The organism is Rhodothermus profundi (assembly GCF_900142415.1).
Classification (GTDB): Bacteria; Bacteroidota; Rhodothermia; order Rhodothermales; family Rhodothermaceae; genus Rhodothermus; species Rhodothermus profundi.
In genome coordinates, this window is the sequence record NZ_FRAU01000001.1 from 394,358 (window position 1) to 419,967 (window position 25,610).

The window sequence follows — 25,610 nt, forward strand, 5'->3', positions numbered from 1 at the left end:
CGTGCAACCCAAACGGAATTACAAAGCTACCCATGCAACGCATTTTTTCCCTCCTGCTGGCTGGCTGCTTGCTCTGGACCGGGTGTGACCAGACAACTCCGGACGAAACGGCCGGCATGGTTACCCTGACCGGTCAGGTGCTTGACGCAGAAACCAATGATCCTATTGTAGGCGCGCTGGTGCAGTTGCAACCGCAAGGTCTTATCACCGACACGGATTCGCTGGGACGCTATCGCTTCGAGGTAACGATCGATAGCACCATGCAACTGACGCTCAGCGCTACCAAAACAGGCTACACCAGCGCCTCGCTGCCGGTGCTGGCCGTACCGGATCGCACCATTGAGGTGCCGGTGCTTCGGCTGACCCGCACTGCTACCGAAGAGCCCGTTTCTGGCGAAGCAGCCAACATTTTGCTGCTGTCGCAGTCGGACCAGGCCATTGGCGTGCGCGAAAGTGGCTCAAAGGAAACAGCAGAACTGGTTTTCCAGGTAGCCGATTCCATGGGCCGCCCCGTTGTGCTTGACCATGCCGTGCGCGTGCGCTTCCGCTTCGGCGTACAGCCCGGCGGCGATGAATACCTGTTCCCGGAAGAAGCCCTGACAGATAACAGTGGGCGCGTGCGCGTGCACGTGGCCAGTGGTACCCGGGCCGGCATCGTCCAGATCGTAGCCGAAGCGACCGTAAACGGCCGCACCATCCGCTCACAGCCCGTTAGCCTGGCCATTCACGGGGGCCTCCCCGACTCGAACTTTTTCACCCTGGCTCCAACGCAGTACAATTTTCCAGGCTGGGTAGCTTACGGCCTGGAGAACAAGATCACGGTCATTGTAGGCGACCAGTATGGTAATCCTGTCAAACCCGGCACAGCCGTCTACTTTACGACCACGCATGGCATTATTACCGGCTCTATCCTGACCGACGCAAAGGGCCAGGGAAGCGTTACGCTCTTTTCAGCTAATCCGCTCCCCTCCGATGGCATCGCCATTGTCACGGCTACTACGGCCGACCGCAACCAACAGCCTGTCACGCGCAGCATTCCAATCCTCTTTTCCGGTCCTCCACGGGTTGAGCTATGCATGCTCAATGATCAGAATAACTGCCTTAACCAGCCTCTGGTCGCTGCGCTCAATCAGTCGTACTTGCTTACGTTGACCGATCATTTAGGCAATCCGCTAGCCCCAGGCACAAAACTGACCATCGAAGCCCAGGGCACCAAGGTAAAAGCGGTCGGCGCCGTTGACGTCGAGCTGGGGGACACAGGCTTCCGGACGCTGAGCGCCGAAACAACCTATGACGATGTAGTCCGAGGCCCTGGCATTACCGAGTTCTTTTTCCGCGTGGTCGCAGATCAGACGCTGGATGAAGGAGGATCCCCTACCGTAGAGGCCATTGTCATCAACATCGATAGTCCAAACGGCAAACTTTCTCTGGCATTTGGCCCGACTCCTGGCTCAGCTCGTATCCTTTCGGAAGAGGGCGAGCTGCAAAGGGACGGTGCGCTCCTGAAGGCTTTTATTTTAAAACGCTAAGCAGCGCTCCGACCGGGCAAGCTACGGGCGTGGCGAGACCTGCCTTTTTGTGCAAACCTCTGGCCAGAAACTTATTTTTGGGTTGTTGTCTGGCAACAACAACCTGCATGATTCATGCGTCCCACCATCACCCTGGCTCTGGGGATATTCCTGCTGTTTCTGGCTACCCATTGCCAACGCCCTGCGCCTCCCCCACCCACTGAGCTGTCGATCCCCTTCCGAGAAGACGGACAATTGGCCTTTGTGCGCAATGGCGATACGCTGGTGACCATTGCGATCGAAATTGCCGAGACCGACTCTGCGCGTCAGCGTGGGCTGATGGGCCGCACGCACCTGCCTGAGCGTAGCGGCATGCTCTTCATTTTTGAGCGCGAGGAAATGCAGGGTTTCTGGATGGCCAACACGCCCCTTTCGCTGGACATCATCTTTGTTAATGAGGACTCGCAGATTGTCTCCATCGCCAAATATACGCGACCGTACTCGACCGAAACGATCTCGTCGCAGTTTCCAGCGCGTTTTGTGGTAGAAGTGCCGGCCGGTTTTGCCGACACGTATGGCGTCCTAGAAGGGGATCGCATTCGCTGGCGCCGCCATGAGCAATCACTCATCGCTACCCGGCCTTAGCGTTGCCTGCCGGCAATCCTCCTCGCAAAAGCGATCTGGCAACCTTCTTCCGCCATGCGGAACAAAAAAACGGGGCAGCCTTGAGGGCTGCCCCGTCCTGTTGATCCAATCACTTTACCTCCTCAGAAAATCCGGAATCCTGGCGAGACGTAGTTGGGCGGCAGATAGCTCAGGAAGAACGGACCGTAGGCGATCACAATCAGGATAATTGCCACAATAACCCAGAAGCCGATCCGGTCCATATGGGCCGCCCATCCATTCCGGGCTGGCTCCGTAAGCGTCTCAGACCAGGGAATATCTCGGGGCGCCTCGCCTGGCTTTCCTTTCCAGACCGTCATGAGAATCACCACAAAGAACAGCGCGATGCCCACAAACATGAGCGTACCGCCCACCCCTGTAAGCACACGCCCCACCAGCCAGTCTGGGTCCATATAGGGAGCCTGCACCAGAAACGTTCGGCGCGGCATGCCTTCCAGACCGGCCGAAATCATGCCGCGTGCGAAGATAAACAGGCCAATCGTATAGATCCAGTTGGAGGCCAGCGCTACCTTGCGTCCCCAGAGTTTCTTGCCAGTCAGGTAGGGAACCATCCAGTAGGCCACGCCCATGAACGTCATGGCTACGGCACTTCCCACCGTCATGTGGAAGTGTCCGGGCACCCAGGTCGTGTTATGAATGACCTGGTTCATGGTGAACGAGGCATTGATCAGGCCTGTGATGCCCCCAAAGACGAACGTGATCATGGCCAGTAGTTGCGCCGACAGCGAGGGATCCCCCCAGGGCAGCTTGGGAATCCAGCCCAGCAACCCCCGCCCTCCATGCGCCCGACCGCCCATTTCCAGCGACGCCATGACGCTGAAGGCCGTGATCAGGCTCGGGAAGAAGACGCCAAAGGTGAGGATAGCATGGACAAACTTTAATCCTTCATGGATGCCCGGGTCCGTGTACTGATGATGAAAGCCGGTTGGAATTGACAGCAGCAAAAAGAGAATAAACACCAGGCGCGTGAGCGCATCGCTGACCACCTTTCCCCCGGCCTGACGCGGCACCAGCGCATACCATGACACGTAGGCTGGCAACAGCCAGGCATACACGATAGCATGGCCCGTAAACCAGAAAAGCGTGCGCGTCAGTAAGGGGTCGGTTCGCTCTACCCACCCGAACGACCAGGGAATCAGAAAGAACAGAAATTCAACCGCAATGGGTAGCGATGCCAGAAACCACATGACGTAGGAAACGATCGAGATATGGGCCAGCAGCGGCATGCGCTTTTCGGGATGCTCCCGTTTCCAGGCGCGCCAGATCTGCAGCATGCTCAGCAAAGCCAGCCATGTACTGATCACCACGAAGACCAGCCCCACATAGTACGTCCAGTGCGCCTGAAGGGGCGCGTAAGACGTGTACAGCACGCTTGCTTTGTTGGTAACTACCGCGTAGATCACCAGCAAATTACCCAGCACCAGCGTGCCAAAGCTGGCCCAGAGCAGCCGCTCATCCAGAGGGCGCGAAAGCGCGCGCGCTACCATAAGCGGCAGAAAGGCATTGGCAAAGGAGAAGGTGAAAATAATGGCGTTGGCCACGCCATGGGCGGTCAGCCCCTGATAGTAGCTGCGAAGGGCCGGAAAGTATCCCAGAATATCAATGCCTGCGTAAGAGAGGGCCTGGGCCAGTCCATGAAAAATACCGGCCGTTAGCGCCGCGTAGCCCACGTACAGCGTCCAGCGCAGCAGCCGGCGCTGCGTTTCCGGCAGCGTGAACGGGGTCGGATCGGCTACGACCGGCGTCGAAGCTGCAATGTACTCTGCCATGGCTTATTCCACGATGATTTTTCCATACATGTTATGATGCCCGGCGCCACAGTATTCGTGGCAGATGATCAGGTATTCCCCCGGTTTCCGGAACCGGTAGGTCAGGCGGGAGATCTGGCCGGGAATGAGCATCATATTGACGCGCGTCCCTTCAATGTGAAAGCCGTGAATGACATCGAAGGTCGTCGCAATGAAATTCAGCTCAGCCCCGACCGGCACCCGGATCTCCATAGGATGAAAACGCCAGGCCTGTCCGATGATGACTACGTCGTACTGGTTAGGGCCTGTCTGATGAACACCGGGGTTATCAAAAGGCGGCGTGGTGAAGACCTTACCCGGCTCAATTTCGCCCGCGCGTCCGGGCAGGTGAATGCCCATCGCCACCGTCGCATAGACGAGCGCTGCCATACATAGCACCAGCAGCACGCCGCCCAGTATCAGGAAAGCCCGTTCGTAGGTATGCACTTTCATGGCCTTAACGGTTTAGCAACAGGTAGTAGACAATCACCCAGAAACCCACCACCATTGCCAGAAATAGCATGGTCAGAAACAGAGTGCCCCGCACGTCAGGCTCTTCCGGCGGAGCAGACTCCGGTCCCTTGGATTGCAATTCAGCCATAGCGCCTCCTGGGGTTAACGTTGGTCCACGGTTGCTTTCAAGGGCCTGCTTCCATCCAACGCTGCGCCTGCCGCGCCAACCATCGTAGCCAGACGATAAAGACTGCAAGCAGGGGCAGCGAGATCAACAAACGCATGGGATTTACATGCAACGAGAGCAACTGGTTGAGCGTCTCCCACAGATAGGCTACCACGGGCATTCCCAGCAACACGACCAGCCCCATCTGCAATACGGCCCGCGTCGTCGATACCGACGTCCGTGTCTCCTGCATAGCATTCGCTTGATTGGCCGTAGGTTGGCGTACAAAAAAAGCGTTCCAGATCTTTAAATCAACTACTCCACGGCAAGGGAATTGTAACATTTGCATGAATATGACGAATAAAAGATATAATATTATTTTATCTTATTTAAATCATAACTTCACAATAAATCCTGACGGTGCCGTTCCTGACTACCGCACGACAGCACCCGGTTCGCTCTCGGCCGTAACCGGCACCAGCCGTCCTTCTCGATCTTCGGCCATAAGCAGCATCCCCTGGCTCTCAAGCCCCATCATCTTGCGAGGCTTCAAGTTGGCTACGACGACCACGCGCCTTCCTTCCAGGTCTTCAGGCGCCATTTGCTGGGCCACACCGGCCAGAATCTGTCGTTTCTCAAAGCCCAGATCGACTTCCAGGCGCAGCAGTTTTTTCGACTTGGGCACGCGCTCGGCCTTTTGCACGACCCCTACCCGGAGGTCCAGTCGATCAAAATCGTCATAGAGAATCTCCGGCTTGAGCGGCGCGTAGGGTGGCCCATCGGTCTGTGCCGCCGCCTGCTGCGCTCGCGTCCTGAGCCGGGTGATTTGCCGTTCGATCACGGCATCGTCGAGTTTGGTAAATAAGATCTCCGGCTGACCAATGGCATGGCCTTCCGGCAACAGCGGACGTGCTGCGTCGTCCCATCCGAGCTGTCCCTTCCCGCCCGGCGTGCTGGGCCGCACCCCGTCGAGTCGGAGCATGGCGCGCAGCCGCACTGCAGCAAACGGCAACACCGGCTCCATCAGGATGCTCAGGGCCGCGCAAATCTGAAGCGAGACATGGATTGTATTGGCACAGGCCTGCGGATCGGTCTTACGCGTATGCCAGGGGGCTGTGTCGTTGAAGTATTTATTGCCCAGCCGGGCCAGGTTCATCGTTTCCTGTACGGCTTCCCGGAATCGAAACTGCTCGTAGGCCGAGCCAATGCGTTCTGGAAAAGTTGCCAGTTCCTGCAAGGCCTCCTGATCCGCAGGATTCGGGTTGCGCAGCGGGGGCACCCGGCCTTCCGCAAACCGCTGCGCAAAGGTTAGCGTGCGATGGACAAAATTGCCCAGAATATCGGCCAGCTCCGCATTGACGCGTTGCTGGAATTCCTTCCAGCTAAAATCTGCGTCGCGCGTCTCGGGCAGCATGGTGGCCAGTGCGTAGCGAAGCAGATCGGGCGGGAATTCCTCCAGGTATTCGTGGAGCCAGACTGCCCAGCCGCGACTGGTTGATAGTTTCTGGCCCTCCAGGTTCAAAAATTCGTTAGCGGGGACGTTGTCGGGCAGCACAAAATCGCCATGCGCCATGAGCATGGCCGGAAACATCAGGCAGTGGAAGACAATGTTGTCCTTCCCGATGAAATGAATAAGCCGGGTGCGTTTATCCTGCCAGTAGCGTCGCCAGGCTTCCGGATCGCCCTGCTGCTGCGCCCACTCACGCGTGGCCGAAATGTAGCCAATAGGAGCGTCAAACCAGACGTAAAGCACCTTACCTTCGGCATCAATTCCATGACGCCGGGCCACGTCCTCTGGCACCGGTACGCCCCAGGGAATGTCCCGCGTAACGGCTCGGTCGCGCAATCCCTGCTGGAGCCAGCTCCGCACCTGGCCCAGCACGTTAGGTTTCCACTCCGGATGCGTGGCAATCCAGGCTTCCAGCTTAGGTTGAAAATCACCCAGGGGAAGATACCAGTGCGTCGTCTCTCGAAGCTCCGGCGTTGCGCTGGAAAGCACGCTGCGTGGCTGGATGAGATCGGTTGGACTGAGCGACGAGCCGCAGCGTTCGCACTGGTCGCCATACGCATCTTCATAGCCGCAGACGGGGCAGGTGCCGCGTACAAACCGGTCGGCCAGGAAGAGCCCGGCTTCAGGATCGTAGAGATGCTTTTCTGTTTTCAACTTGAACACGCCCTTTTCGTCCAGGCGTCGGAAAAAGTCCTGGCTGGTCTCAAAGTGCACCGATGAGGTGGTCCGCCCGTAATAGTCAAAGCTCATTCCGAAGCGCTCAAAACTATCGCGAATCATGGGGTGGTAGCGATCCACGATAGCTTGCGGCGTAGTTCCTTCTTCGAGCGCGCGCATCAGGATCGCCACGCCCAGTTCATCGGACCCGCAGATGAACAGTACATCACGGCCTTTGAGGCGCTGATAGCGGCAGTAGAGGTCGGCTGGCAGATAGGCCCCTGCCAGATGCCCGATATGGATAGGGCCGTTTGCGTACGGTAGCGCCGCGGTTACCAGAATGCGGTCAAATCGCGTGTCGTCCATACGAAGTTTCGTTTTTTAAGAAAAACGCTGAATTCTGGAATATACAGTAGCGTATCGCTTCAAACTTTAAGAAATTTGCGGAGCGCGCACGCGTAGGCGTGCAAGCAGCGCGTAGCGAAACGCCCCAATTAGCCTTTCGGTTCGATGGCTTCCACGCCCGCTTTTACGCCCCGCACGGCCTCCCGTCGCCGCCTTACAGGCGAAACCCAGGTTGAAGTCTCCCTCACACTCGACGGTACGGGCCGCGCCGACTGCCAGACTGGCGTTGGTTTTCTGGATCACATGCTAACGTTGTGGGCGCACCACGGTGGCTTTGACCTGACCGTCCGCTGCCAGGGAGATCTGCACGTAGATGAACATCACTCTGTTGAAGACGTGGCCATCACGCTGGGCCAGACGTTTGCAGAAGCGCTGGAAGATAAAGCGTACATCGCCCGTTACGGGTACGCCTATGTTCCAATGGATGACGCGTTGGCCCGGGCCGTCGTGGACCTTTCCGGCCGCTTTTATTTTGTGTTTATCGCCGACTTCGATCGGCCCACGGTCGGTGATCTGGCAACGGAGTTGGTCTCCCATTTCTGGTATGCATTTGCTGAGCAGGTGCGGTGTAACCTCCACATTCAGGTGTTCTACGGTCAGAACACGCATCATAAGATTGAAGCCATCTTCAAAGCGGTTGCCCGCGCGTTGCGCGAAGCCGTGCAGCGCGACAGACGGTTTGGTCCCGTACGTTCAACCAAAGGCGTCCTATGAGTACGGTTCCTCCGTTGGCCCATCAGACCATCGCCATCATTGGCGCCGGCAACATTGGACGTGCCCTGATAGGCGGACTGCTGCGCGGCCACGAACTGGCCCCTGAGCAAATTCGGGCTACGCGACGCAATCCCGCTGCCCTGGAAGCCCTGCAGGAAGAGTTTCCAGGCATTCAGACCACGACCAACAACCTGCTGGCCGTGCGCGACGCTTCGCTGGTGGTGCTCGCCGTCAAACCCCAGAACATCCGGGAAGTAGTCGATGAGATTCGGGCTCAGGTGCAGCCTGACGTGCTGATTCTCTCTGTACTGGCCGGGGTAACAACGGCTACGCTGGAACGGCTGTTTGGAAGGCCGTTGCCGATGGTGCGGGCTATGCCTAACACGCCAGCCCTGGTCGATGAAGGGGCTACTGCGCTGGCTGCCGGCACCCATGCCCGCCCGGAACACCTGGCGTTGTGCCGCCAGATCTTCGAAGCAGTCGGCGCCGTTGAGGTCGTGCCCGAATACCTGATGGATGCCGTTACGGGGTTGTCGGGAAGTGGTCCGGCCTATGTATTCATGTTTATTGAGGCGCTGACCGATGCCGGCGTTAAACAGGGACTGCCCCGACCGGTGGCTTTCCGACTGGCCGCCCAGACCGTCTACGGCGCCGCCAAACTTGTGCTGGAAACGGGGCGCCATCCTGCTATCCTACGCGACGAGGTCACAACGCCGGGTGGGACGGCCATTGCAGCCGTGGCGGAACTTGAAGCGCATGGCCTGCGCACCATGTTGATTAACGCGGTCGCTACCGCGACCCGCCGTTCTCAGGAGCTCAGCCAGCTTAACGACCACGGCTAAACCAAAGGCATGGTTACGCTCATTGACTACGGAATCGGGAACCTACGCTCGCTGGAAAAAGCCTTTCAGGCCGTGGGCGCTGAGGTGCAACGCACCGATCAGCCCGACGCCCTGCAGCGAGCCAGACGCCTAGTGCTGCCTGGCGTAGGCGCCTTTGGAGCCTGCATGGCTGAGCTGCATCGCCGCCGGCTGATCGCCCCCATCCGCGAAGCTGTCCGCCGGGGCATTCCGCTTCTGGGCGTGTGCGCCGGCCTGCAACTACTTTTCGAGGAAAGCGAGGAGCACGGCCGGCACGAAGGATTGGGTCTGCTGCCGGGACGCGTTGTTCGCTTTCCGGAGGCCACCTCAGACGGCCAGCGTCTGAAGGTTCCCCACATGGGGTGGAATACCATCACTCCCCACCGTCCCTCCCCCCTCCTCAACGGCATTCCGGCAGGGACGTACTTTTACTTCGTGCACTCTTACTACGCCGTAGCCGCCGACCCTAACGATGTGCTGGCTACCTCCTGCTACGGAGGCGTGTCGTTTCCAGCCATTGTCGGACGCGGCCGGGTCTTTGGCGTGCAGTTTCACCCGGAAAAAAGTCAACAACGTGGGCTGCGAATCCTGAAAAATTTTCTGGATCTATCTGCTTGAACAGGCTTTAGAAGCTATAGAACCGTCGGCGTGCGAAAACAATGCTCCTGGTCATTCCGGCCATCGACATCCGCGGCGGGCGTTGCGTGCGGCTCTATCAAGGCGCGTACGAGCGGGAGACGGTCTACTTTGACGATCCGGTCAAAATGGCCTGTCTGTGGCGGGTGCAGAACGCCCGGGTGCTTCACGTCGTAGACCTGGATGCAGCGAGGGGCCAGGGTCATAACCGGGAAGTCATTGGCGCCATCTGTCGCACCCTCGACATTCCAATCCAGGTCGGCGGCGGCATCCGAACGTTAGAAGACATCGAAAGTCTGCTCCAGCAGGGCGTCTATCGGGTGGTGCTGGGCACCGTAGCCGTCCGCGAACCGGACCTGGTCTCTGAAGCGATTGCGCGCTACGGTTGCAGCCGCGTAGTAGTAGGTATAGACGCCCGAGATGGAGAGGTGCGGGTGCAGGGCTGGACAGAAGGCACAGGCGTGGATGCTGTCGCGCTGGCGCTTGACATGGAGCAACGGGGCGTGCGGCGCTTCGTCTACACCGACATCAGCCGCGACGGCACCCTGGAAGGCCCCAACGTCGATATGTACCGCACGCTGGGCATGCACCTGAAAAAGGCGCGCATCACGGCTTCGGGTGGCGTAGGCGGCTATCGCGACCTGATGCGGCTGCAGGAACTGGCGCCGTACCGGGTCGATTCGGTAATCATTGGACGAGCCCTCTACGAAAATCGATTCCCCTGCCAGCAGTTCTGGTGCTGGCATGATAAGGAAAACGTAGACCTGACGCGCTTTTCGACAGCTCCCTTGAGACGTAAAATCAAATTACCAACGGCGAAGTAGTCTCCCCATGCCGCTGGCCCGCCGCATTATTCCCTGCTTGGACGTTGACCGCGGTCGCGTGGTCAAAGGGGTAAACTTTGTGGATCTGGTCGATGCCGGCGATCCGGTCGAGCAGGCGCGCTTCTATGACCAGGCCGGTGCCGATGAACTGGTATTTCTGGACATTACGGCCACCCACGAAGGCCGCGCTATTATGCATGAGGTGGTGCGCCGCACGGCCGATCAGGTATTCATTCCATTGACAGTGGGTGGCGGGCTCCGCACGCTCGAAGACATGCGGGCCATGCTCCAGGCCGGAGCTGACAAGGTGTCGATTAACTCTGCCGCTATTCGCTCACCTGAACTGATCACCGCCGGTGCGGAGGCCTTTGGAAGCCAATGCATTGTAGTTGCCATCGACGCCCGACGCGTTTCGGACGATCCACCCCGCTGGGAAGTGTACACCCATGGCGGCCGGCGTCCCACGGGTATTGATGCCGTGGCATGGGCCCAGGAGGCCGAAGCGCGCGGTGCGGGGGAGCTGTTGGTTACCTCCATGGATCGGGATGGGACTCGGGACGGCTACGATCTGGAATTGCTGCGCGCCATCAGCACGCACGTCTCTATTCCGGTGATTGCCTCTGGCGGAGCTGGCACGCTGGAACACCTGCGTCAGGCTTTCGTCGAAGGCCAGGCTGATGCGGTGCTGGCCGCTTCGATCTTTCATTTTCGCCTGTACACGATTCAAGAAGCCAAAGTGTACCTGCATCGCGCAGGCATCCCCGTACGTCTGACTGAACCAGTTGATGCGGTCACCTGAAATTCGCCAGACCGTTCGCTTGCTGCGAGGGGCAGCCCTGCTTTTTGGCCTTCTGGGCCTGAGCATTGCGCTCTGGCTGGCCGACAAGGCCATACGCTATCCTCATATCCTGGCCCGTCAGGGCAGCGCCGCGGCTCCCCTCTGGATTCCCATGCTGCTGTTCGTGTTGGTCTGTATAGGGGCCAGCATTTTCCTGTTTTTACGGGCAGCCCGCCGGGTAGCGCAAGGGGAAGATCTCTACGCCCGGCGCCACCGTCGTCATCCATCCGAACGCGCTGCCAGCACGCGAAACAGTGCGGTTAGCACGTCATAGGCCCGGTGATAAATGCCTGGCGCCTGGCTTTCTCGCGGACCGGCCACGTTAAGCACGCGAATGTTCTGAGCCTTAAGCCACTGGGCGATTTCCTGAGCCAGCGCATCGGCCGGTCGATCCAGGGCCAGCACCAGACAGGGTTTGCGCAGGCGCCGCGCTGCCTTTTCCGTTTGCGCCGTACCGCCACGCAGCGGGCCGCCCAAATGCAGAATGAGCGTGCCGTCACTGTCGCGCACGTTCCAGGTCGTGCGAACCAGAGGATCGGCTGAGGGTGTCTCCTGCAGGGGATAGCTTTCAGGAATCGTGCCGTCCTCAGCCCAGCGGCCTTTAGGACACCAGCCGCCGATGGGAACCCCGGCCGCCCGCGCAGCGTCGAGCGCCGCACGATCCACACCGGTCTGCCCACCGGAAACAACACGTTTAAGCTTTCCGCCTTCCATGTTGCGATTGTTTATTGCACTGGATTTGCCGGCAGCGCATAAACATCAACTCTATGACCTACGCGAACCTTCCTGGAAGGCGCGCTGGGTCACGCCAGAACAGTTTCATCTGACGCTGCGTTTTCTGGGTTCCGTTGAAGCTTCTCTCCTGCCGGAGCTGACCCATTCGCTGGCTACAATTAAAGCCCCTGCTTTTGAGCTGGCGCCTCGCGGACTGATTGCGCTGCCCTCGCCCGCGCGTCCCCGTGTGCTGGCTGCTGCCGTTGAGTTACATCCAGCGCTGCAGGCGCTGCAGGCCGAAATCGAACGCCGCGTGGTTGCACTGGGCTTTGCACCTGAGGCGCGGCCGTTTCGCCCGCACATCACGCTGGCTCGCCTGAAGCAGGTCCCGGCCACCGCAGTGCGCGCCTTTTTGCAGCAACACCGTGATTTTTCACTGCCGCCGTTTTCCGTTCAGGCTTTCCATCTGTACCAGAGCCATTTACATCCCGATGGAGCTCGCTATGAAATGCTCTACCATTTTCCGCTGCAAGGCTAACATACTTGGAGTGCTCGGAATCTGGAGTTGCCTTCAGACAACCGCGGTTCTGGCGCAAGATGCTGCCCGGCAGCTCATGGAGCAGCTACGCGCGCGGTATCAGCAGGTTGAGACGCTTCAGGCCTCGTTTGTGCAGATTATGCAGACGCCCTATGCCGACGCTCCCGACACGCTTCGCGGCATGTTATGGTTGCAGGGCAACCGGTACCGCGTTGAAACCCCTTATCAGACGGTGGTTACGGACGGTCGCACCACCTGGGTCTACCTGCATGACACGCGCCAGGTCTTAATCAACGACTATATACCTGACGAAACCGGCTTTTCCCTCAACGAATTTTTGCTCACTTACCCTGACCGCTACGAAGTAAGCGCCGGAGAGACCATACGCCAGGCAGGGGAAACCTATCATCGACTGCGTCTGCGTCCCCGACAGCCCGATGCTCTGTTTCAAGAAGTGGTGCTCTGGATACGCGACCGCGACTTTCTGGTCACGCGTGTGGACGTACGCGACGTGAACGATACGCACATGACGTTTGTGCTGTCCGATCTGGTGTTGAATCCTTCCCTTTCAACGGACATGTTCACGTTTCGCCTGCCGGAAGGTGTCGAAGTGGTGGACTTACGTCAGTAATTCATGGCCCGATCCAGAACGCTTCGGACGCTGTTGTTTCGCCTGGGCAGCCTAGCCCTGGGCCTTGCCTTGCTGTACCTGGCGCTGCGCGGCGTCGAACTACGGGAGGTCTGGCAAGATCTGCAGCGCGCTGATTATCGATGGCTGGCTCCCCTTGTTGTGCTGACGCTGCTGAGCCATATTCTTCGCGCCTGGCGCTGGCGACTGCTCCTGGACGTCCTTCCAGACTCTCCTCGACGGCAACGACTCACGGTAGGCCGCGCCTTCCAGGCGCTTATGATCGGCTACATGGTCAACTACGCCGCGCCACGCCTGGGCGAACTGGCCCGCGCAGCCAGCTTAAGCCGTACCAGTGGACTTCGTTTGAGCAGCGTCTTGGGAACCGTCGTAGCAGAGCGTCTGCTGGACTTGCTTGTGCTGGCTCTTGCGCTGCTTAGCGTGCTGGCGCTGTTGCTGGATCGGTGGATTGAGCTTCACCAGCTACTGGTAGTACCCTTGCTGCAGGGGGACTGGCTGCAGGGAATTGGACTGAGCGTATTGCTTGTCTTGTTGCTAGCTGGAGCGGTCGTTTACGTGGGACGCCGCAGTCGCCTGCTTCAGCGTCTTGCCCGCCCTCTGCGTTCACCGCTTCAAGCATTCAAGCATGGACTTTTCACCATACATCGAACGCACCATCCGGTCGCTCTCTTCAGCAGCACGTTGCTCATGTGGATCTGCTACTGGGGGATGGCCTACTTGCCGCTGGTTATGTTGCACCTGGAGACTGCCTATGGTCTGGGGTGGACGGAAGCCTGGATTTTGCTGGTTCTGGGCGCTGTCGGCGTAGCCCTTCCCGCCCCTGGCGGATTAGGGTCCTATCACTACATCACGGTACTGGTCATGACGCGCCTTTTTGCAGTCCCTCAGGAGGCAGCAGCTACCTACGCAGTGCTCACCCATGCGGCCCAGATGGTGCTTTACACTGCGACCGGCTTTGTCTGCCTGATGCTGCAAGGCGGGCACTGGCATTCTCCGGATGATCCTGATTTAGAAGCGCTTCCAGGCTCGCTGCGTCCCCCTGCCGCGTCTCCCTGAACAACAGCTCAGGGACGCTTCTTTTCCACTTGTTCAGGAAAATCAACCATTCAGCCAGTTGCTTCTGCAAAACCAGCTTCCTTCATGTACACTTTTTACGGTTGCACAGCCATACGTGCCCGGGTTCTTTTGTAACCATTCAGCAGCCGGACCTATGGAAGCCCTGGTGAAGCAACACAATCCGCTCTCTGATCTGATCAGCGACGAGGTGTATCAGGTGCTGGTCGAGCACAACCTGTTGGACGCAAAAAGCGTCCGCAACTATCAAATTCGCAAACGATTCCGTCAACTGCGGGCTCAAAACGTACCTGCTTACGACGCCATCGAGCGCATCCAGGAAGAGTATCCCCAGTTGCAATTCGATACGATTCGGAAGATCGTCTATCGGAGCAACGGCTCGCGTCACTGACGGGAACGGGTGGCTGCAAACAAAAGAATGCCGGCAGCCACCGAAACGTTGAGTGACGCCACGGGGCCGCGTAGCGGTATCGAAACAAGCAAATCGCACGCCTGCACAACGCGCGGACGCAATCCACGTCCTTCGTTGCCCAGCACAAGTACAAGTGGCCGGTGCCAGTCCATTTCCCATACCGACACGCTGCCGGTCGGACTGGCACCGGCCACCCAGAATCCGTGCGTTTTGAGCGTCTCCAGGGCCCGCGCCAGATTGGTGACGCGGGCAATGGGCACGCGCAGTGCAGCTCCGGCGCTGGCCTTCAAGGCCACTGTGTTGAGCGGAGCCATGTGGTGGCGAGGCACCAGCACGCCGGCTACGCCAGCGGCCACCGCTGTCCGCAGGATCGCTCCATAGTTGTGCGGATCTTCAATCTGATCCAGCGCCACTAAAAGCGGCTGTCGCTCCTGCACAGCAGCAGGAGAAGGGGCCACTTCGCGCAATAGATCCTCCAACGTCCGGTAAGCTACCGGCGCCACAAAAGCCACAACGCCCTGGTGGGTTGCGCCCGAGGCAAGGCGATCTAAGCGCGCTTTAGGAACTATCTGGACCGGAATCCCCTGTGCCCGGGCTGCCCGACGAATGGCTTCAATTGCCGATCCCCCTGCGCCCTCCTGAACGAAGACCTTCTCTACCCGCGTATCATTCTGTTCCAGGGCTTCCCGCACAGGGTTACGTCCTACCAGGCGATCCACCAGAGCGCTCATGGTCAGGCAGGCATTTGGATGCGACGCGCCAGCCGTAGCAACCGCTCATGCAAACGAGAGACGTACGTTTCGTGCTCAGGCTTCATCAGTACGCTTCGAAGCACCCGTACTTCCGGACGGTCCGGTTGCAGCGCCGGCCATTGGCAGCGTAGCACGTCCGTGCGCAGGCGTAACACGCTGAGAAACACGGGATCCTCAGGGTCTTCCATCGCCTCCTGAAACAGGCGCTGGCTGGCGGCATCTACGGCTGAAGCTTTTGGCGACTCGGGCACCGGATAGAACGTCAGGATATCCAGCTCAGGTGGCTGCACGGGTCGCAACATCTCAGAGTCGCGCATGAGCTGCGCCCATTGTCGCGCTGCCCGCAGACAGGCTGTAAGAACAGGTCCCAGCCCTCGATCCGCCTCAAGAGGCAGCACCTGAAGCGTGAGCCAGAGCGCTCCCGCGGCAGCACCAGCCCGAGAACACTCCAAACTGATTTCACCCAGATGCAATGCGTCGGACGTGAAATACGTGTAGGGAGAGTCGTGTTGATAAAAGCGGCCTACCGACGGATCTCGGAAGAGAATAGCCCCACACCCGTACGGTTGCAAGCCATGTTTGTGGGGATCTATGGCCACGGAGTCGCAGTGCGCAATCGCTTTTAGATGGCGTCGGGTTTCTGGAGCCAGTTCCGGCGCTTCAGCATGCGCCAGCAACGTAAAGAAGCCTCCATACGCAGCGTCTACATGCACCCGGCAACCGTACTGTCGGCAGAGAGGAAGCACATCGGCAATCGGATCGACTACGCCGCGTCCGGTTGTGCCCGCCGTCACCACGACGGTTCCGATACGTCCTGTGCGAAGCGCTTCCTCCAGGGCCTGCACCTCCAGGCGCCCTTCTGGATCCGTGGGCACCTCAACAGCCTCCAACTGCAGAACGCTGCTCATCCGGCTGTGCGTGTAGTGGGCCTCCCGCGAGAACGCCACCCCACGATCGGGATGCAGGCAACGCGCCACCCACAGGGCTTCCAGGTTGGCCATGGTGCCTCCACCGGTCAGATGCCCGAGCGTAGTCTCCGGCAGACGCAGCATAGCCGCCAGCGTCCGCACCACCTCCTTTTCCATTTCACCTGTAGGCGGCCCGCCATCCAGCGCATGATTATTGGGATTGATTAGCTGAGCGGCCAGGTAGCCAATCACTGCCACCGGGTGAGGCGGTTTAAGCATTTGCCCGGCATAGCGTGGGTGGAAGAAGGGATAATTACCCCGCAGGCGTTCCAGGTAACGGTTCAGGGCTACTTCCAGAGCATGCGGTGCTACCTGACCCGCTGGATGCGCCTCAAACGGTCCCCACGAGGCCTCCCATTCTCGGATGGCCGCAACGACCCGTTCAAGCCAGGGTGTCAGTTCCATGGTTTTCGTGGTGCGAGTTTAAGCTTCCGGCGCCCGAAATGCCGGATCGCCCTGCCGCCGAAGCAACCGGTTCCACCACGCCACTCCAATAGCCAACAACACGCCCCCTACCAGACTCATGCCCGCCTGAATTAGGGCCATACGCCACTGCGCCCGGACCAGCTCTACAATAACGACCTCCTGCGGACTCTCCGGCCGAACCCGCACCGCTACCGAATCACGCCCGCGCAGCAGGGGAGCCAGTGTATGCGGCAGGCTCAACTGCTTTCGCTCCAGCACCTGTCCATCCGGCAGCCGAATACGAAGATCTACGTAGTCGTAGGTAACGTCCACCCGCTGCGAGATCTCCAATGCCGTAATCTCAGCAACGGCTGGAATGCCTTCCTGCCAGGTGCGGTGCAACCAGTAAGCCGCCCAGCCCAGATATAGTGCCAGTGCAAACAGCAGCCCCGGAGCTAGCCAGAGCAGCCGGGCAATCCACAGGGAAAGCGACGTTCTCTTCAAGACCGTTCGGTTTTGTTTGCATGACCGGGTGTGCTTCCCCAAACGTCCCAATCGCCCGCTGGTTTTAGGGCTTACGGATTCTTCGAAGGCCTGCCATCAAGCCATGAACAGATACGGCTTCCAGGCTTCGTCAATGGTACCCACAAATTCCCGTATAAACATGATATGGCTGGGCCGAAACGGCCGGCCCCGCAGCTTCATGCCTGCCTCTTCGGGCGTGCGATTCCCCTTACGGTTATTGCATCGGGTGCAGGCGGTTACCAGGTTCTCCCACGTGTCGCGTCCGCCCCGCGAGCGCGGAATGATGTGGTCAACCGTCAGGTTCTCTCGACTGCCACAGTACTGGCAACGATAGCGATCCCGGCGCAGAATATTCTTTCGGTTCAGCATGATGTGCTTATAAGGCACCCGCACGTACCATTTAAGACGCACGACACTCGGCCAGGGTAGCTGAAGGCTAGGAGAGCGCACAAACCGACCCGGCCGTGCCGCTACTACCTCGGCCTTACGCATCAGTACCAGTATAACAGCACGCTCTACACTGCAAACGGTCAGCGCGCTGTAATCCTGGTTTAAGACCAGTACCTGCCCTTTCATGACACCCACCAGCGGGCTGAAGTGCACCGAACTACCTGCACGGTGTGCCCGCAGGCGCGTGCCGGGAGCCGTCCTGCTATGTGCGTGTGGCGGTACGGGAAGGCTGCTGGGAAGTTACAATAACGGTACACACACCCCGGGCACCCCGGGATTTAGCTAAAATTTACAACAAAAACGCTTCTTTACAAAGCGCAATAACACGCTCCTGGGCACAATAAAAGCGATGTGCTCTAACACGTTTTCCCGTGCGTTTCGTTCCCTCTGCTCACTCCCGGCAGTGCACCAGGCCTTCCTGTTGCAATGCGTCCAGAAATGCCCGAACCTGCCGCTCTGCTTCTTCCCGCGTTACCTCGTAATGGGCCAGCAACGCTTCTACCAACTCGTCAATGGTCTGTCGCCCCTGATCTAATTGCTCCCAGATAAAAACACCGGTGGCGTTAAGTGTGTAGTACGACTTCGTTTCCAGGTGCAGTAGCACCCCTTCGCCTTCATCGAACCGCGTAAAGTTCACGCGTGGATCTGGCTCGTAGCGTGCCATTTTTACGGTCCGTTCTGGTGAACCGATTCCTGCTAATTCAAGCGCGTGGTTACGGCCAAACAACTGATCCGAACCGCAGAACTGACTAAGCAGGGTGCCTCACCCTCACCTACAGGATAGGTCGACACCTGCCAAGCCAACCGCCATCCTGCGTGCAGCAAATGCCGTTCCGCTGGCATTGCTCATACCGGACTCGCGTCCAATCCGGTTCCTGCATCATCCAGACTCTTAGCGCGCCTATCTTGTGAAAGCCTGCCAGCGAAGTGCCGCATCCCAACAGCGCAACACAACCAGTCCCGCCCCCCATCACACGCCATGGTTACCTGAGGCTGACGGTAATCTGACCAGGCAATTACTACACGCCCTTTCGAACCTGGACGTTTTCACCGCGCTTCATTTTAAAATCAGATGCGCGCTTCACCCGGCGCATACCTGAAACGCCCTCCACACACCGGGTTGCAAGCCATCTCGCGATTCTGGACCGCTCCAGGCCCTTTGCACAAACGCATCAGTTTCCAGCAACAGGCTTATTGCTGTCCCTTCCTGGGATCGGATGAAGTGCACCGACGGGTTCATTTACCAGATGGATGCGTATAGGTAATGGCAAATTGCTGTCTTGGATTAACTGCTTCGGCTATAGGCTGATTGTTCCATTCCACCCAGGCATGTCCCCGTAACTGGCCATTTTCCCGGGCAACGCCAAAGCGAATGCAAACCGGTACCCCGGCCCTTCGATAGAAGTGGTACAGTAGCAGCGCCTGCTTCATGCAAAAGTCGCGTCCATAGAGTCGTCGCAAAACGGCCAGCGTGAGCCGCTCCGCGCGCTTGAGTTCCTTTTCCTGAAGCGGCGCGTCACCCGGTTTCGGTTCAAACCGCTCCAGCAGAGCCGGCAACGGCAGTCGCCGCTGATTCCACTCGACCCGGACGATCAGTCGAAAGATCTGCCAGAGCCATTTCAGATCTCCCCGTTGCCATCTGCGCCAGACGCGATGCCGCCAGCTCAGTCGAAGCAGCCGTCGAAGCGAAGGTGGCTGCACCATGTCAGGCGTGGCGGGTGCCTGGCGAACACGTCCCTGATCCTGCAATTTGCACCAATGGGTCAGCATACTTTGCTCAGGCTTGAATGCTTCGCAGCAAACGCGTTGTGTAAAAAACGGAGTAAACAGCAGGTAGCCCAGATGCGCAACCGGATGCTTTCGGCGCTGCCTGTGAAACGCAACGCGATGCCGGAAAGCTTGCCGAACGACCGGTCGGTCCCCCTCTTTCCAGGCGCCCTGGTCTATTTACCGCCCGGTTTCGTGCTACCGGGCGCAGCATTGCAGATGCAAGCGGAATGCCCGGTCCTTTCCACCCGTCTGCATGCATGGCCAGCGATGAGCCCGTGTCCCCCCACATCCCCAGTTCATCTGCTGGAAAGCATGTAGCAGTCCGGCCACGTCTCCTACCCACTTCAGGCGTTGCCATTGGGAGCTGGCACGATGCCCACACACGCCAGGCGCCAAGGCTGCAGGCGAAGGCGCCTGTCCCCTGACCTGTCAACAATCCTTCTGGTCCTAACGGCCGAGCCAGACGCCAGGGTGTTATCTCGGTGGGCAAGTTACCCATCGGTAAGCGGTCTCTGTGCACGTTAATGCTGCATGCCGGCTTCCTCCTTAATACGACGCACCTTCCCCGAGATCCTGGCGGCCCGTCCAAAATCAGCCGCTGCTCCCAGTCGATCCGTAGCACAGGTCAAACGCAATGCAGGATTTCCACAGCCTGACTTCTTTTGTAAAAAGGCATGTCGCCTTTTCAAACGTCGGTTGCCGTTGCTGCGCGGCCTGCACTTGAATCTCAGCGTGGAGAGCAGCCGCCAGCTCACAGGACCGCAGCATCTCGCGCAGCCGTTCGGGAACCTTTACGAAGGATGCTGCGCTTCAGCGCCCGTGCCACAACGGTCCTTCCCAACCGCCTGGGAGGCTACCTGAATCGGGCCTGTCAGACCGGTGGGAGTGGGCACTGGGCCATCCTACCTGTAAACGCGTAGCCAGGCCTGCAGGTAACCCGGCAAGCCTCATGGGCTACGGATCTGCCCCGCTAACCGGGATCGTATCCGGACCATACGTATGTCATAAAGAAACGATCACAAATTTTCCTGCTATCTGCTTTTGGCGCAAGCCAACCCCGACGATTGACGCGTATGTCTTTCCACAATACCGTGCTTACGCAAGATGTCCGTCAGGCAGCCGCATGGATTCGGCAGGGGGAACTGGTAGCTTTTCCCACCGAGACGGTTTATGGACTGGGAGCCGACGCTTTTAATCCGACCGCTGTCCGCAAAATCTTCGCGGCCAAAGAGCGACCGCGCGACAATCCGCTTATCGTACACATTGCGCATATACACCAGCTCGACCGGCTGGTCATTGACGTGCCCGAAACAGCCCAACGGTTTATGGAGCGCTTTTTCCCCGGACCGTTAACGCTTGTTCTCCCCCGTCATCCAGCGGTGCCTGATGAGGTAACGGCAGGTCTGCCTACCGTGGGGGTCCGCATGCCCCGGCATCCGGTCGCCCGGGCTTTTCTGGAGGCCTGCGGCACGCCGGTGGCGGCTCCTTCTGCGAACCGATCCGGACGCCCCAGTCCAACCCGATGGGAAGCAGTCTATGCCGATTTGAACGGCCGCATTGCCTGCATTCTTCAAGGCGACCGCAGTGATATGGGCCTCGAATCGACTGTCGTGGACTGCACTGGCCCAGAACCGGTCGTACTCCGCGCCGGCGCGGTATCCCTGGAAGCGCTCCGTGACGTTGTGCCAGAAACGCGCCTGGTAGCCCGCAATGAGTCTCTTAAAGCACGCAGCCCGGGCACGCGCTATCGCCACTATGCCCCCCAGGCTCGCGTGGTGCTGGTTGATCATCCAGACGAAGCATTGCCTGATCCCCGCCATGCCTACATTGGCCTGAGCCCCCCTGCCCACCCCGAAGCTTTCGGGGCCTGCTGCATCTGTCCAGATGTCCCTACCTATGCGTACGAGCTGTTTGACTTTTTCCGACGCTGCGACGCGCAGGGCTGCACGCACATCTATGCGCAACGCGTTCCCCGCACCGGACTGGGACTGGCGCTCATGGATCGACTCGAACGTGCGGCTGCCTAACCTTTTCGACAGGCAGCCTGCACAATGGCGGCGAAATCAGCTGCCTTCAGGCTGGCCCCTCCGATGAGGCCTCCATCGACATCCGGCTGCGCGAACAGATCGGCTGCATTGCTCGGCTTGACGCTCCCGCCATACAGAATATGCAATGCGCGGCCTACCTCCTCACCGTACTGCTTCACCAGCAGATGCCGAATCAGGGCGTGCATCTCCTGCGCCTGCGCGGGCGTAGCAGTGTGGCCCGTCCCGATCGCCCAGACGGGCTCGTAAGCGATCACCAGGGCCTCTGCTGAAGGGAGCGCTACCCCATCAAGTGCTGCGCTTACCTGACGCTCCACAACCGTCGCCGCTTTTCCGGCCTGTCGTTCTTCGAGCGTTTCTCCCACACAGACGATAGGGATCAAGCCGTACTGGAGCGCTCGTTTGATTTTGCGGTTTACCGCTGCATCCGTCTCGCCGAAATACTGCCGCCGCTCTGAATGTCCCAGAATCACGTAGCGACAGCCCACGGCCTTAAGCATTGGCGCCGACACTTCGCCGGTATAGGCGCCTGCAACCTCCTCATGCATATGCTGCGCGCCCAGATGGATTGGCGTATGTTCAACGATCTGTCGGACCACTTCTAAATTCACAAATGGCGGGCACACAGCTACCTGTACCGGACCGGGATCCCCTACTTCCGCGACAACTGCTTGCGCCAGTTGAATCGCTTCCTCCCGGTTGGTGTGCATCTTCCAGTTGCCAGCTACCAGCATCGTCTTCTGTGGAGTTTTTCAGGAAGGAGAAGATTCGCGTGCTCTGGCTGCCAGGCGAACCAGCATCTGCTGCAAGCGCGCCAGCGCGCCGGCCCCCTCGAAACGTCCCAGAATCCGTCCATCTGGATCAATCAGCCAGCGCACCGGAAGCGCGCTGACGTTGTAGCGCACGGCAAGCGGGTTTTGCAACCCACCTGGTAAAATGACCGCCTGGCCAGCCTGCACAAAACGTTCGAAGAAGGCTTCGTTAACCGTCGTATCAGGCTGCACCGAGAGTGCCAGCACGTTCAGCGGTAATGTGCGATAGGTTTCTGCCAGGGCGTTGCGATACGCCAGCTCGTTCAGATAGGTTGGATCCTCCGGCCAGAAAAATTCCAGCAGGACATAGCTACCTCGCAGGTCATCCAGCGTGAGGGTGCGCCCTGCTGTGGTCGTAACCACGAAAAAGGGCGCTTCCATGCCGGGCCGCAGATGGTCGAGTTCGTAGCGCATGCGCTTGGCCCAGCGCAGCCAGGTGCTATCGGTGGTCATACGTGCCAGCTCATCAAGCGCTGCCCGGGCTGCTTCGTCCTGCAAGCTATCCATGTAGGCCTGGATCAACTCGGCCTGCACGGCTACCTGCAGCGCCGGATCTTGCAAGCGCTGCCGGACTGCCCGCAGCCAGTCAGCCGCAGCCTGCTGGCCCTTCCAACGGGCTATAGCCTGCCGGACAGCTCGCACCGCTTCCAGGTAGCGCGGATTGTCCGGTGACAGGCGGTCGAAGCGAGCCAGCGCCAGCGAGTCGTTCCAGCCCGTCAGCAGTCGAACAGCCTCGGCGGCGGCCCACTGCGCCCCCAGCGTGTTGGGATAGGTCTGCTCTACGCTCTGCAGAAGTACAAGGGTGCGTTCAACGATACGCGCCAGCGCCGCCGAGTCAGGGGCCGTTTGCAACTGACGCAGCAGATCCTGGTTGTGTTGCGTAATGGCATTTTGATAGGCGAGCCAGGCAGCGTTTTCGCGCGAGCGCACCAGCAGACGCCGCCCTTCCAGAGGAAACGTGGCGCGGAGCGTAGCGGAATCACCATCGGCTACCACCAGCACCGTACTGGCCAGCGCTACGCCGCGCCGACTGATGCGCAGGGGGTAGAGTCCGGCCGCCGGCGCCCGGATGGTCATCGTGAAATAGCCTGTGCTGTCCGTAATGGCCAGCCCCAAGGTGTCAGGCGCGCCGGCCACCTGTCGATAGACCAGTACCTCGAAGTCGCGATAGTCCGGGATGGAATCTATCTCGGGCCGCACCGTTAGCCGTCCCTGGAGTACGCTCTGCACAGCCGGTTCTGGCGTGCGCGTGCGACAACCCACCAGCAGCGCCAGGCCAAAGGCTGTCAGGAAGGCTAGGCGGTACTTCATTGCGTGGTCCTGCTTACTTCGTCTCCTGTCCGGCTGCGCGCGCCGCTTCTAACCGTTCCTCCAGCAACCGCCGCACCAGCTTGGGGTCCGGGGCTCCTTCAAAGCGACGCATGACCTGCCCGATAAAAAAGCCCAGCAGCCCGGTTTTACCATTTAGATAGGTCTGCACTTTGTCCGGATGTTCGGCCAGCACGGCCTCTACCACCGGAATCAGCGCATTTTCGTCAGATACCTGCAGCAGGTTGTGGGCTTCCGCAATAGCTTCGGGGGAACGCTGGTCTGTTAGCATCGCATTAAAGATTTCCTGGGCGCCGGTTGAGCTAACCCGATCCTCCAGGCGAAGGCGTACCAGTTTGGCCAGACGTTCCGGCTCAATAGGAAATGCCTGCATGTCAATGGAGCGCTCATTAAGCACCCGGAGCACTTCGGTCATCACAAAGTTGGAGACAGCCTTAGCCTGCACTTTCCGATCCCCGTCTGGCATCAGACGCGCCAGAGCTTGCAGCGTGGCCTCATAGTAATCGGCTACACCGCGCTCTTCGGTCAGCACCCCTGCGTCGTAGGCCGGCAATCCCAGCTCCTCTATGAAACGCCGCCGGCGCACCTCGGGCATTTCCGGCATCTGGCTCCGAATGCGCTCCAGCATGTCGGCCGTCACCACGACGGGTACCAGGTCAGGATCCGGAAAATAGCGGTAGTCGTGCGCTTCTTCTTTGGAGCGCATGGGCCGCGTTTCCTGTCGCACGGCATCCCAGAGGCGCGTTTCCTGCACCACTTCGCCTCCCTGCTCCAGAATGGCGATCTGGCGCCGGATTTCGTATTCAAGCGCCCGCTCGACGTTGCGGAATGAGTTCAGGTTTTTGATTTCCGTCTTGGTTCCCAGCCGAGCTTCCCCGCGGCGACGCACCGACACGTTCGCATCGCAGCGCAGAGACCCCTCCTCCATGTTGCCATCAGAGATGCCGAGGTAGCGCACGATCTGACGAATCTTTTGCATGTAAAGCGCGGCTTCACGCGGCGAGCGAATATCGGGCGCCGACACAATCTCAATGAGCGGCACGCCACAGCGGTTGAAGTCCAGCAGGGTGTGGTAGGGATCCTGATCGTGCAACGACTTGCCCGCGTCCTCCTCCATGTGAATGCGAATAATGCCGATGCGTTTGCGCACAGGCTCCTGCCCATCTCCTTCGGGCTCCAGTTCAATTTCTATCCATCCATCGTAGCAGATGGGAGTCTCGTACTGCGAGATCTGATAGCCCTTGGGCAGGTCTGGATAGAAATAGTGCTTGCGGGCGAAGATAGAGCGCTCGGCAATCTTGCAGTGCGTCGCCAGCCCCATGCGAATGGTGTATTCAACGACCTGCTGATTTAGCACAGGCAACGTGCCCGGATGGCCCAGGCTAATGGGATCGACGTTGGTGTTGGGGGGATCGCCGAACTGGGTAGACTCCGGGCTAAATGCCTTGGAGGCCGTCAGGAGCTGGCAGTGCACTTCCAGACCAATAACCGCTTCGTAATCGTGCCGCATGGTTTTCAAGGGCTCCGGTCTGAATCGGTGTCGAAACGATCAAGCCGTTGCGCAAGATCCTCGTAAGTTACGTTACAAAGGAGCGGATGTGCTCCCTTCATGGATCTTTTGGGTCGCGGGATATAAGCTCCTACGCCAGGCCAAATTCTTTCAACACCTCGTCAGCGTGCTGGTCAACTCTGGGGCGGCGAATGACCCGACGGATCATACCATTTTCATCAATCAGAAACGTAGTGCGCCGTATTCCCAGAAATTTGCGTCCGTAGAGCGTTCGCTCGCCCCAGACGCCGTAGGCCTGGCAGATTCTGGCTTCCGGATCGGCAATTAGCGGAAACGGCAGGCTATATTTTTCGGCAAAGCGTCGATGACTTTCCACATCATCAGCCGATACGCCCAGTACAGCAATGCCCGCTTGCTGCAGTTGGACATACCCATCGCGCAGGCTACAGGCCTGCTTCGTACAGCCTGGCGTGTCGTCTTTTGGGTAGAAATACAGGGCAACCTTTTTGCCCCGAAAGTCGCGCAGTCGAATGGTACGTCCGTGTTGATCGACTCCCTCAAAATCCGGGGCTTCCTGGCCCACCTCGGGCATCGCCGACGTTGCGCTCATGGTGG

29 protein-coding genes are annotated in these 25,610 nt (G+C 59.2%); 13 read left to right on the forward strand and 16 right to left on the reverse strand.

Features of this window, described 5'->3' with window-relative positions:
* The first annotated feature begins 32 nt into the window (after positions 1 to 32).
* Positions 33 to 1,529 carry a carboxypeptidase-like regulatory domain-containing protein gene (locus BUA15_RS01715; RefSeq protein ID WP_072714224.1) on the forward strand — a complete coding sequence of 499 codons (1,497 nt, stop codon included), beginning with the start codon at positions 33 to 35 and terminating at the stop codon, positions 1,527 to 1,529.
* Between the two features lie 114 nt (positions 1,530 to 1,643).
* Entirely contained in the window at positions 1,644 to 2,153 is a 510-nt protein-coding gene (locus BUA15_RS01720) for a DUF192 domain-containing protein (protein ID WP_072714225.1), read from the forward strand.
* Between the two features lie 122 nt (positions 2,154 to 2,275).
* On the opposite strand, the gene BUA15_RS01725 is transcribed toward BUA15_RS01720, so the two are convergent.
* The 5 genes from BUA15_RS01725 to metG all read right to left on the reverse strand — a co-directional run bounded on the left by BUA15_RS01725 (position 2,276) and on the right by metG (position 7,131).
* Positions 2,276 to 3,961: a cbb3-type cytochrome c oxidase subunit I gene (locus BUA15_RS01725; RefSeq protein WP_072714226.1), complete on the reverse strand. Its 1,686-nt coding sequence runs from the start codon at positions 3,959 to 3,961 to the stop codon at positions 2,276 to 2,278.
* Positions 3,962 to 3,964: 3 nt separating this feature from the next.
* Entirely contained in the window at positions 3,965 to 4,432 is a 468-nt protein-coding gene (locus tag BUA15_RS01730; RefSeq protein WP_072714227.1) for a cytochrome c oxidase subunit II, read from the reverse strand.
* Between the two features lie 4 nt (positions 4,433 to 4,436).
* On the reverse strand, positions 4,437 to 4,580 hold the full coding sequence (locus BUA15_RS13565) for a cytochrome c oxidase subunit 2A (protein ID WP_143149544.1): 144 nt from the start codon (positions 4,578 to 4,580) through the stop codon (positions 4,437 to 4,439).
* A gap of 37 nt (positions 4,581 to 4,617) precedes the next feature.
* Positions 4,618 to 4,851 carry a hypothetical protein gene (locus BUA15_RS01735; protein ID WP_072714228.1) on the reverse strand — a complete coding sequence of 78 codons (234 nt, stop codon included), beginning with the start codon at positions 4,849 to 4,851 and terminating at the stop codon, positions 4,618 to 4,620.
* Between the two features lie 180 nt (positions 4,852 to 5,031).
* The gene (gene metG / locus BUA15_RS01740) at positions 5,032 to 7,131 is read right to left on the reverse strand and encodes a methionine--tRNA ligase (protein ID WP_072714229.1); all 2,100 of its coding nucleotides are present in this window, start codon (positions 7,129 to 7,131) and stop codon (positions 5,032 to 5,034) included.
* Between the two features lie 144 nt (positions 7,132 to 7,275).
* On the opposite strand from metG, the gene hisB reads away from it, so the two are divergent.
* The 6 genes from hisB to BUA15_RS01770 are packed head-to-tail and all read left to right on the forward strand — an operon-like array spanning position 7,276 to position 11,316.
* Positions 7,276 to 7,884, forward strand: a complete 609-nt coding sequence (gene hisB / locus BUA15_RS01745) for an imidazoleglycerol-phosphate dehydratase HisB (RefSeq protein ID WP_072714230.1) — start codon at positions 7,276 to 7,278, stop codon at positions 7,882 to 7,884.
* A complete protein-coding gene (gene proC / locus BUA15_RS01750) occupies positions 7,881 to 8,726 on the forward strand; it encodes a pyrroline-5-carboxylate reductase (RefSeq protein WP_072714231.1) in 846 nt (281 codons plus the stop codon). The genes hisB and proC overlap by 4 nt, the downstream gene beginning before the upstream one ends.
* A 9-nt stretch (positions 8,727 to 8,735) precedes the next feature.
* A complete protein-coding gene (gene hisH / locus BUA15_RS01755; protein WP_072714232.1) occupies positions 8,736 to 9,362 on the forward strand; it encodes an imidazole glycerol phosphate synthase subunit HisH in 627 nt (208 codons plus the stop codon).
* A gap of 41 nt (positions 9,363 to 9,403) precedes the next feature.
* Positions 9,404 to 10,204 (forward strand): 1-(5-phosphoribosyl)-5-[(5-phosphoribosylamino)methylideneamino]imidazole-4-carboxamide isomerase, encoded by an 801-nt coding sequence (gene hisA, locus BUA15_RS01760; protein WP_072714233.1) that lies wholly within the window; start codon positions 9,404 to 9,406, stop codon positions 10,202 to 10,204.
* A 7-nt stretch (positions 10,205 to 10,211) separates the two neighbouring features.
* Entirely contained in the window at positions 10,212 to 11,003 is a 792-nt protein-coding gene (hisF, locus tag BUA15_RS01765; RefSeq protein ID WP_072714234.1) for an imidazole glycerol phosphate synthase subunit HisF, read from the forward strand.
* Positions 10,990 to 11,316, forward strand: coding sequence for a hypothetical protein (locus tag BUA15_RS01770; RefSeq protein WP_072714235.1), 327 nt, complete (start codon positions 10,990 to 10,992; stop codon positions 11,314 to 11,316). The genes hisF and BUA15_RS01770 overlap by 14 nt, the downstream gene beginning before the upstream one ends.
* Here BUA15_RS01770 and BUA15_RS01775 read toward each other — a convergent pair.
* Positions 11,262 to 11,756: a putative molybdenum carrier protein gene (locus BUA15_RS01775; RefSeq protein WP_072714236.1), complete on the reverse strand. Its 495-nt coding sequence runs from the start codon at positions 11,754 to 11,756 to the stop codon at positions 11,262 to 11,264. The two genes, BUA15_RS01770 and BUA15_RS01775, sit on opposite strands and share 55 nt — an antisense overlap.
* Here BUA15_RS01775 and thpR point away from each other — a divergent pair.
* The 4 genes from thpR to BUA15_RS01795 all read left to right on the forward strand — a co-directional run bounded on the left by thpR (position 11,755) and on the right by BUA15_RS01795 (position 14,408).
* On the forward strand, positions 11,755 to 12,294 hold the full coding sequence (gene thpR, locus BUA15_RS01780; RefSeq protein WP_072714237.1) for an RNA 2',3'-cyclic phosphodiesterase: 540 nt from the start codon (positions 11,755 to 11,757) through the stop codon (positions 12,292 to 12,294). The two genes, BUA15_RS01775 and thpR, sit on opposite strands and share 2 nt — an antisense overlap.
* 76 nt (positions 12,295 to 12,370) lie before the next feature.
* Complete coding sequence (locus tag BUA15_RS01785) at positions 12,371 to 12,925, forward strand: LolA family protein (RefSeq protein WP_245771879.1); 555 nt, start codon at positions 12,371 to 12,373, stop codon at positions 12,923 to 12,925.
* Between the two features lie 3 nt (positions 12,926 to 12,928).
* Positions 12,929 to 13,999: a lysylphosphatidylglycerol synthase transmembrane domain-containing protein gene (locus tag BUA15_RS01790; RefSeq protein ID WP_072714239.1), complete on the forward strand. Its 1,071-nt coding sequence runs from the start codon at positions 12,929 to 12,931 to the stop codon at positions 13,997 to 13,999.
* 154 nt (positions 14,000 to 14,153) lie between these two features.
* A complete protein-coding gene (locus tag BUA15_RS01795) occupies positions 14,154 to 14,408 on the forward strand; it encodes a hypothetical protein (protein ID WP_072714240.1) in 255 nt (84 codons plus the stop codon).
* Here the strand turns inward: BUA15_RS01795 and rlmB are convergent.
* The 6 genes from rlmB to BUA15_RS01825 form a co-directional block, all read right to left on the reverse strand.
* Complete coding sequence (gene rlmB, locus BUA15_RS01800; protein WP_072714241.1) at positions 14,402 to 15,160, reverse strand: 23S rRNA (guanosine(2251)-2'-O)-methyltransferase RlmB; 759 nt, start codon at positions 15,158 to 15,160, stop codon at positions 14,402 to 14,404. The genes BUA15_RS01795 and rlmB overlap by 7 nt on opposite strands.
* Before the next feature lie 2 nt (positions 15,161 to 15,162).
* A complete protein-coding gene (locus tag BUA15_RS01805; protein ID WP_072714242.1) occupies positions 15,163 to 16,554 on the reverse strand; it encodes a pyridoxal phosphate-dependent decarboxylase family protein in 1,392 nt (463 codons plus the stop codon).
* Positions 16,555 to 16,572: 18 nt separating this feature from the next.
* The gene (locus BUA15_RS01810; RefSeq protein WP_072714243.1) at positions 16,573 to 17,058 is read right to left on the reverse strand and encodes a DUF3592 domain-containing protein; all 486 of its coding nucleotides are present in this window, start codon (positions 17,056 to 17,058) and stop codon (positions 16,573 to 16,575) included.
* A 96-nt stretch (positions 17,059 to 17,154) separates the two neighbouring features.
* Positions 17,155 to 17,655, reverse strand: coding sequence for an HNH endonuclease (locus tag BUA15_RS01815; RefSeq protein ID WP_072714244.1), 501 nt, complete (start codon positions 17,653 to 17,655; stop codon positions 17,155 to 17,157).
* Between the two features lie 265 nt (positions 17,656 to 17,920).
* Entirely contained in the window at positions 17,921 to 18,193 is a 273-nt protein-coding gene (locus BUA15_RS01820; RefSeq protein ID WP_072714245.1) for a PqqD family protein, read from the reverse strand.
* A gap of 572 nt (positions 18,194 to 18,765) precedes the next feature.
* Positions 18,766 to 19,299 carry a lasso peptide biosynthesis B2 protein gene (locus tag BUA15_RS01825; protein ID WP_072714246.1) on the reverse strand — a complete coding sequence of 178 codons (534 nt, stop codon included), beginning with the start codon at positions 19,297 to 19,299 and terminating at the stop codon, positions 18,766 to 18,768.
* A gap of 1,073 nt (positions 19,300 to 20,372) precedes the next feature.
* On the opposite strand from BUA15_RS01825, the gene BUA15_RS01830 reads away from it, so the two are divergent.
* Positions 20,373 to 21,326 carry an L-threonylcarbamoyladenylate synthase gene (locus BUA15_RS01830; RefSeq protein WP_072714247.1) on the forward strand — a complete coding sequence of 318 codons (954 nt, stop codon included), beginning with the start codon at positions 20,373 to 20,375 and terminating at the stop codon, positions 21,324 to 21,326.
* On the opposite strand, the gene tpiA is transcribed toward BUA15_RS01830, so the two are convergent.
* The 4 genes from tpiA to bcp all read right to left on the reverse strand — a co-directional run bounded on the left by tpiA (position 21,323) and on the right by bcp (position 25,605).
* Positions 21,323 to 22,078, reverse strand: a complete 756-nt coding sequence (gene tpiA, locus BUA15_RS01835; protein ID WP_072714248.1) for a triose-phosphate isomerase — start codon at positions 22,076 to 22,078, stop codon at positions 21,323 to 21,325. The two genes, BUA15_RS01830 and tpiA, sit on opposite strands and share 4 nt — an antisense overlap.
* 18 nt (positions 22,079 to 22,096) lie before the next feature.
* Positions 22,097 to 23,467 (reverse strand): TlpA family protein disulfide reductase, encoded by a 1,371-nt coding sequence (locus tag BUA15_RS01840; protein WP_072714249.1) that lies wholly within the window; start codon positions 23,465 to 23,467, stop codon positions 22,097 to 22,099.
* Positions 23,468 to 23,480: 13 nt separating this feature from the next.
* A complete protein-coding gene (gene gatB, locus BUA15_RS01845) occupies positions 23,481 to 24,995 on the reverse strand; it encodes an Asp-tRNA(Asn)/Glu-tRNA(Gln) amidotransferase subunit GatB (protein WP_072714250.1) in 1,515 nt (504 codons plus the stop codon).
* A gap of 130 nt (positions 24,996 to 25,125) precedes the next feature.
* Positions 25,126 to 25,605 carry a thioredoxin-dependent thiol peroxidase gene (bcp, locus tag BUA15_RS01850; protein ID WP_245771881.1) on the reverse strand — a complete coding sequence of 160 codons (480 nt, stop codon included), beginning with the start codon at positions 25,603 to 25,605 and terminating at the stop codon, positions 25,126 to 25,128.
* Positions 25,606 to 25,610 lie beyond the last annotated feature (5 nt).

Excerpts from the sequence above, each read along its gene's own strand:
- BUA15_RS01770 (WP_072714235.1), top strand. The coding sequence starts at position 10,990 with ATGCGGTCACCTGAAATTCGCCAGACCGTTCGCTTGCTGCGAGGGGCA.
- hisB (WP_072714230.1), top strand. The coding sequence starts at position 7,276 with ATGGCTTCCACGCCCGCTTTTACGCCCCGCACGGCCTCCCGTCGCCGC.
- bcp (WP_245771881.1), bottom strand. The coding sequence starts at position 25,605 with ATGAGCGCAACGTCGGCGATGCCCGAGGTGGGCCAGGAAGCCCCGGAT.
- BUA15_RS01785 (WP_245771879.1), top strand. The coding sequence starts at position 12,371 with ATGGAGCAGCTACGCGCGCGGTATCAGCAGGTTGAGACGCTTCAGGCC.
- rlmB (WP_072714241.1), bottom strand. The coding sequence starts at position 15,160 with ATGAGCGCTCTGGTGGATCGCCTGGTAGGACGTAACCCTGTGCGGGAA.
- hisH (WP_072714232.1), top strand. The coding sequence starts at position 8,736 with ATGGTTACGCTCATTGACTACGGAATCGGGAACCTACGCTCGCTGGAA.
- BUA15_RS01725 (WP_072714226.1), bottom strand. The coding sequence starts at position 3,961 with ATGGCAGAGTACATTGCAGCTTCGACGCCGGTCGTAGCCGATCCGACC.
- BUA15_RS01775 (WP_072714236.1), bottom strand. The coding sequence starts at position 11,756 with ATGGAAGGCGGAAAGCTTAAACGTGTTGTTTCCGGTGGGCAGACCGGT.
- BUA15_RS01790 (WP_072714239.1), top strand. The coding sequence starts at position 12,929 with ATGGCCCGATCCAGAACGCTTCGGACGCTGTTGTTTCGCCTGGGCAGC.
- BUA15_RS01825 (WP_072714246.1), bottom strand. The coding sequence starts at position 19,299 with ATGCTGACCCATTGGTGCAAATTGCAGGATCAGGGACGTGTTCGCCAG.
- BUA15_RS01840 (WP_072714249.1), bottom strand. The coding sequence starts at position 23,467 with ATGAAGTACCGCCTAGCCTTCCTGACAGCCTTTGGCCTGGCGCTGCTG.
- BUA15_RS13565 (WP_143149544.1), bottom strand. The coding sequence starts at position 4,580 with ATGGCTGAATTGCAATCCAAGGGACCGGAGTCTGCTCCGCCGGAAGAG.
- hisA (WP_072714233.1), top strand. The coding sequence starts at position 9,404 with ATGCTCCTGGTCATTCCGGCCATCGACATCCGCGGCGGGCGTTGCGTG.
- BUA15_RS01815 (WP_072714244.1), bottom strand. The coding sequence starts at position 17,655 with ATGAAAGGGCAGGTACTGGTCTTAAACCAGGATTACAGCGCGCTGACC.
- BUA15_RS01735 (WP_072714228.1), bottom strand. The coding sequence starts at position 4,851 with ATGCAGGAGACACGGACGTCGGTATCGACGACGCGGGCCGTATTGCAG.
- proC (WP_072714231.1), top strand. The coding sequence starts at position 7,881 with ATGAGTACGGTTCCTCCGTTGGCCCATCAGACCATCGCCATCATTGGC.
- BUA15_RS01795 (WP_072714240.1), top strand. The coding sequence starts at position 14,154 with ATGGAAGCCCTGGTGAAGCAACACAATCCGCTCTCTGATCTGATCAGC.
- BUA15_RS01805 (WP_072714242.1), bottom strand. The coding sequence starts at position 16,554 with ATGGAACTGACACCCTGGCTTGAACGGGTCGTTGCGGCCATCCGAGAA.
- hisF (WP_072714234.1), top strand. The coding sequence starts at position 10,212 with ATGCCGCTGGCCCGCCGCATTATTCCCTGCTTGGACGTTGACCGCGGT.
- gatB (WP_072714250.1), bottom strand. The coding sequence starts at position 24,995 with ATGCGGCACGATTACGAAGCGGTTATTGGTCTGGAAGTGCACTGCCAG.
- tpiA (WP_072714248.1), bottom strand. The coding sequence starts at position 22,078 with ATGCTGGTAGCTGGCAACTGGAAGATGCACACCAACCGGGAGGAAGCG.
- metG (WP_072714229.1), bottom strand. The coding sequence starts at position 7,131 with ATGGACGACACGCGATTTGACCGCATTCTGGTAACCGCGGCGCTACCG.
- BUA15_RS01820 (WP_072714245.1), bottom strand. The coding sequence starts at position 18,193 with ATGGCACGCTACGAGCCAGATCCACGCGTGAACTTTACGCGGTTCGAT.
- thpR (WP_072714237.1), top strand. The coding sequence starts at position 11,755 with ATGTTGCGATTGTTTATTGCACTGGATTTGCCGGCAGCGCATAAACAT.
- BUA15_RS01720 (WP_072714225.1), top strand. The coding sequence starts at position 1,644 with ATGCGTCCCACCATCACCCTGGCTCTGGGGATATTCCTGCTGTTTCTG.
- BUA15_RS01730 (WP_072714227.1), bottom strand. The coding sequence starts at position 4,432 with ATGAAAGTGCATACCTACGAACGGGCTTTCCTGATACTGGGCGGCGTG.
- BUA15_RS01830 (WP_072714247.1), top strand. The coding sequence starts at position 20,373 with ATGTCTTTCCACAATACCGTGCTTACGCAAGATGTCCGTCAGGCAGCC.
- BUA15_RS01715 (WP_072714224.1), top strand. The coding sequence starts at position 33 with ATGCAACGCATTTTTTCCCTCCTGCTGGCTGGCTGCTTGCTCTGGACC.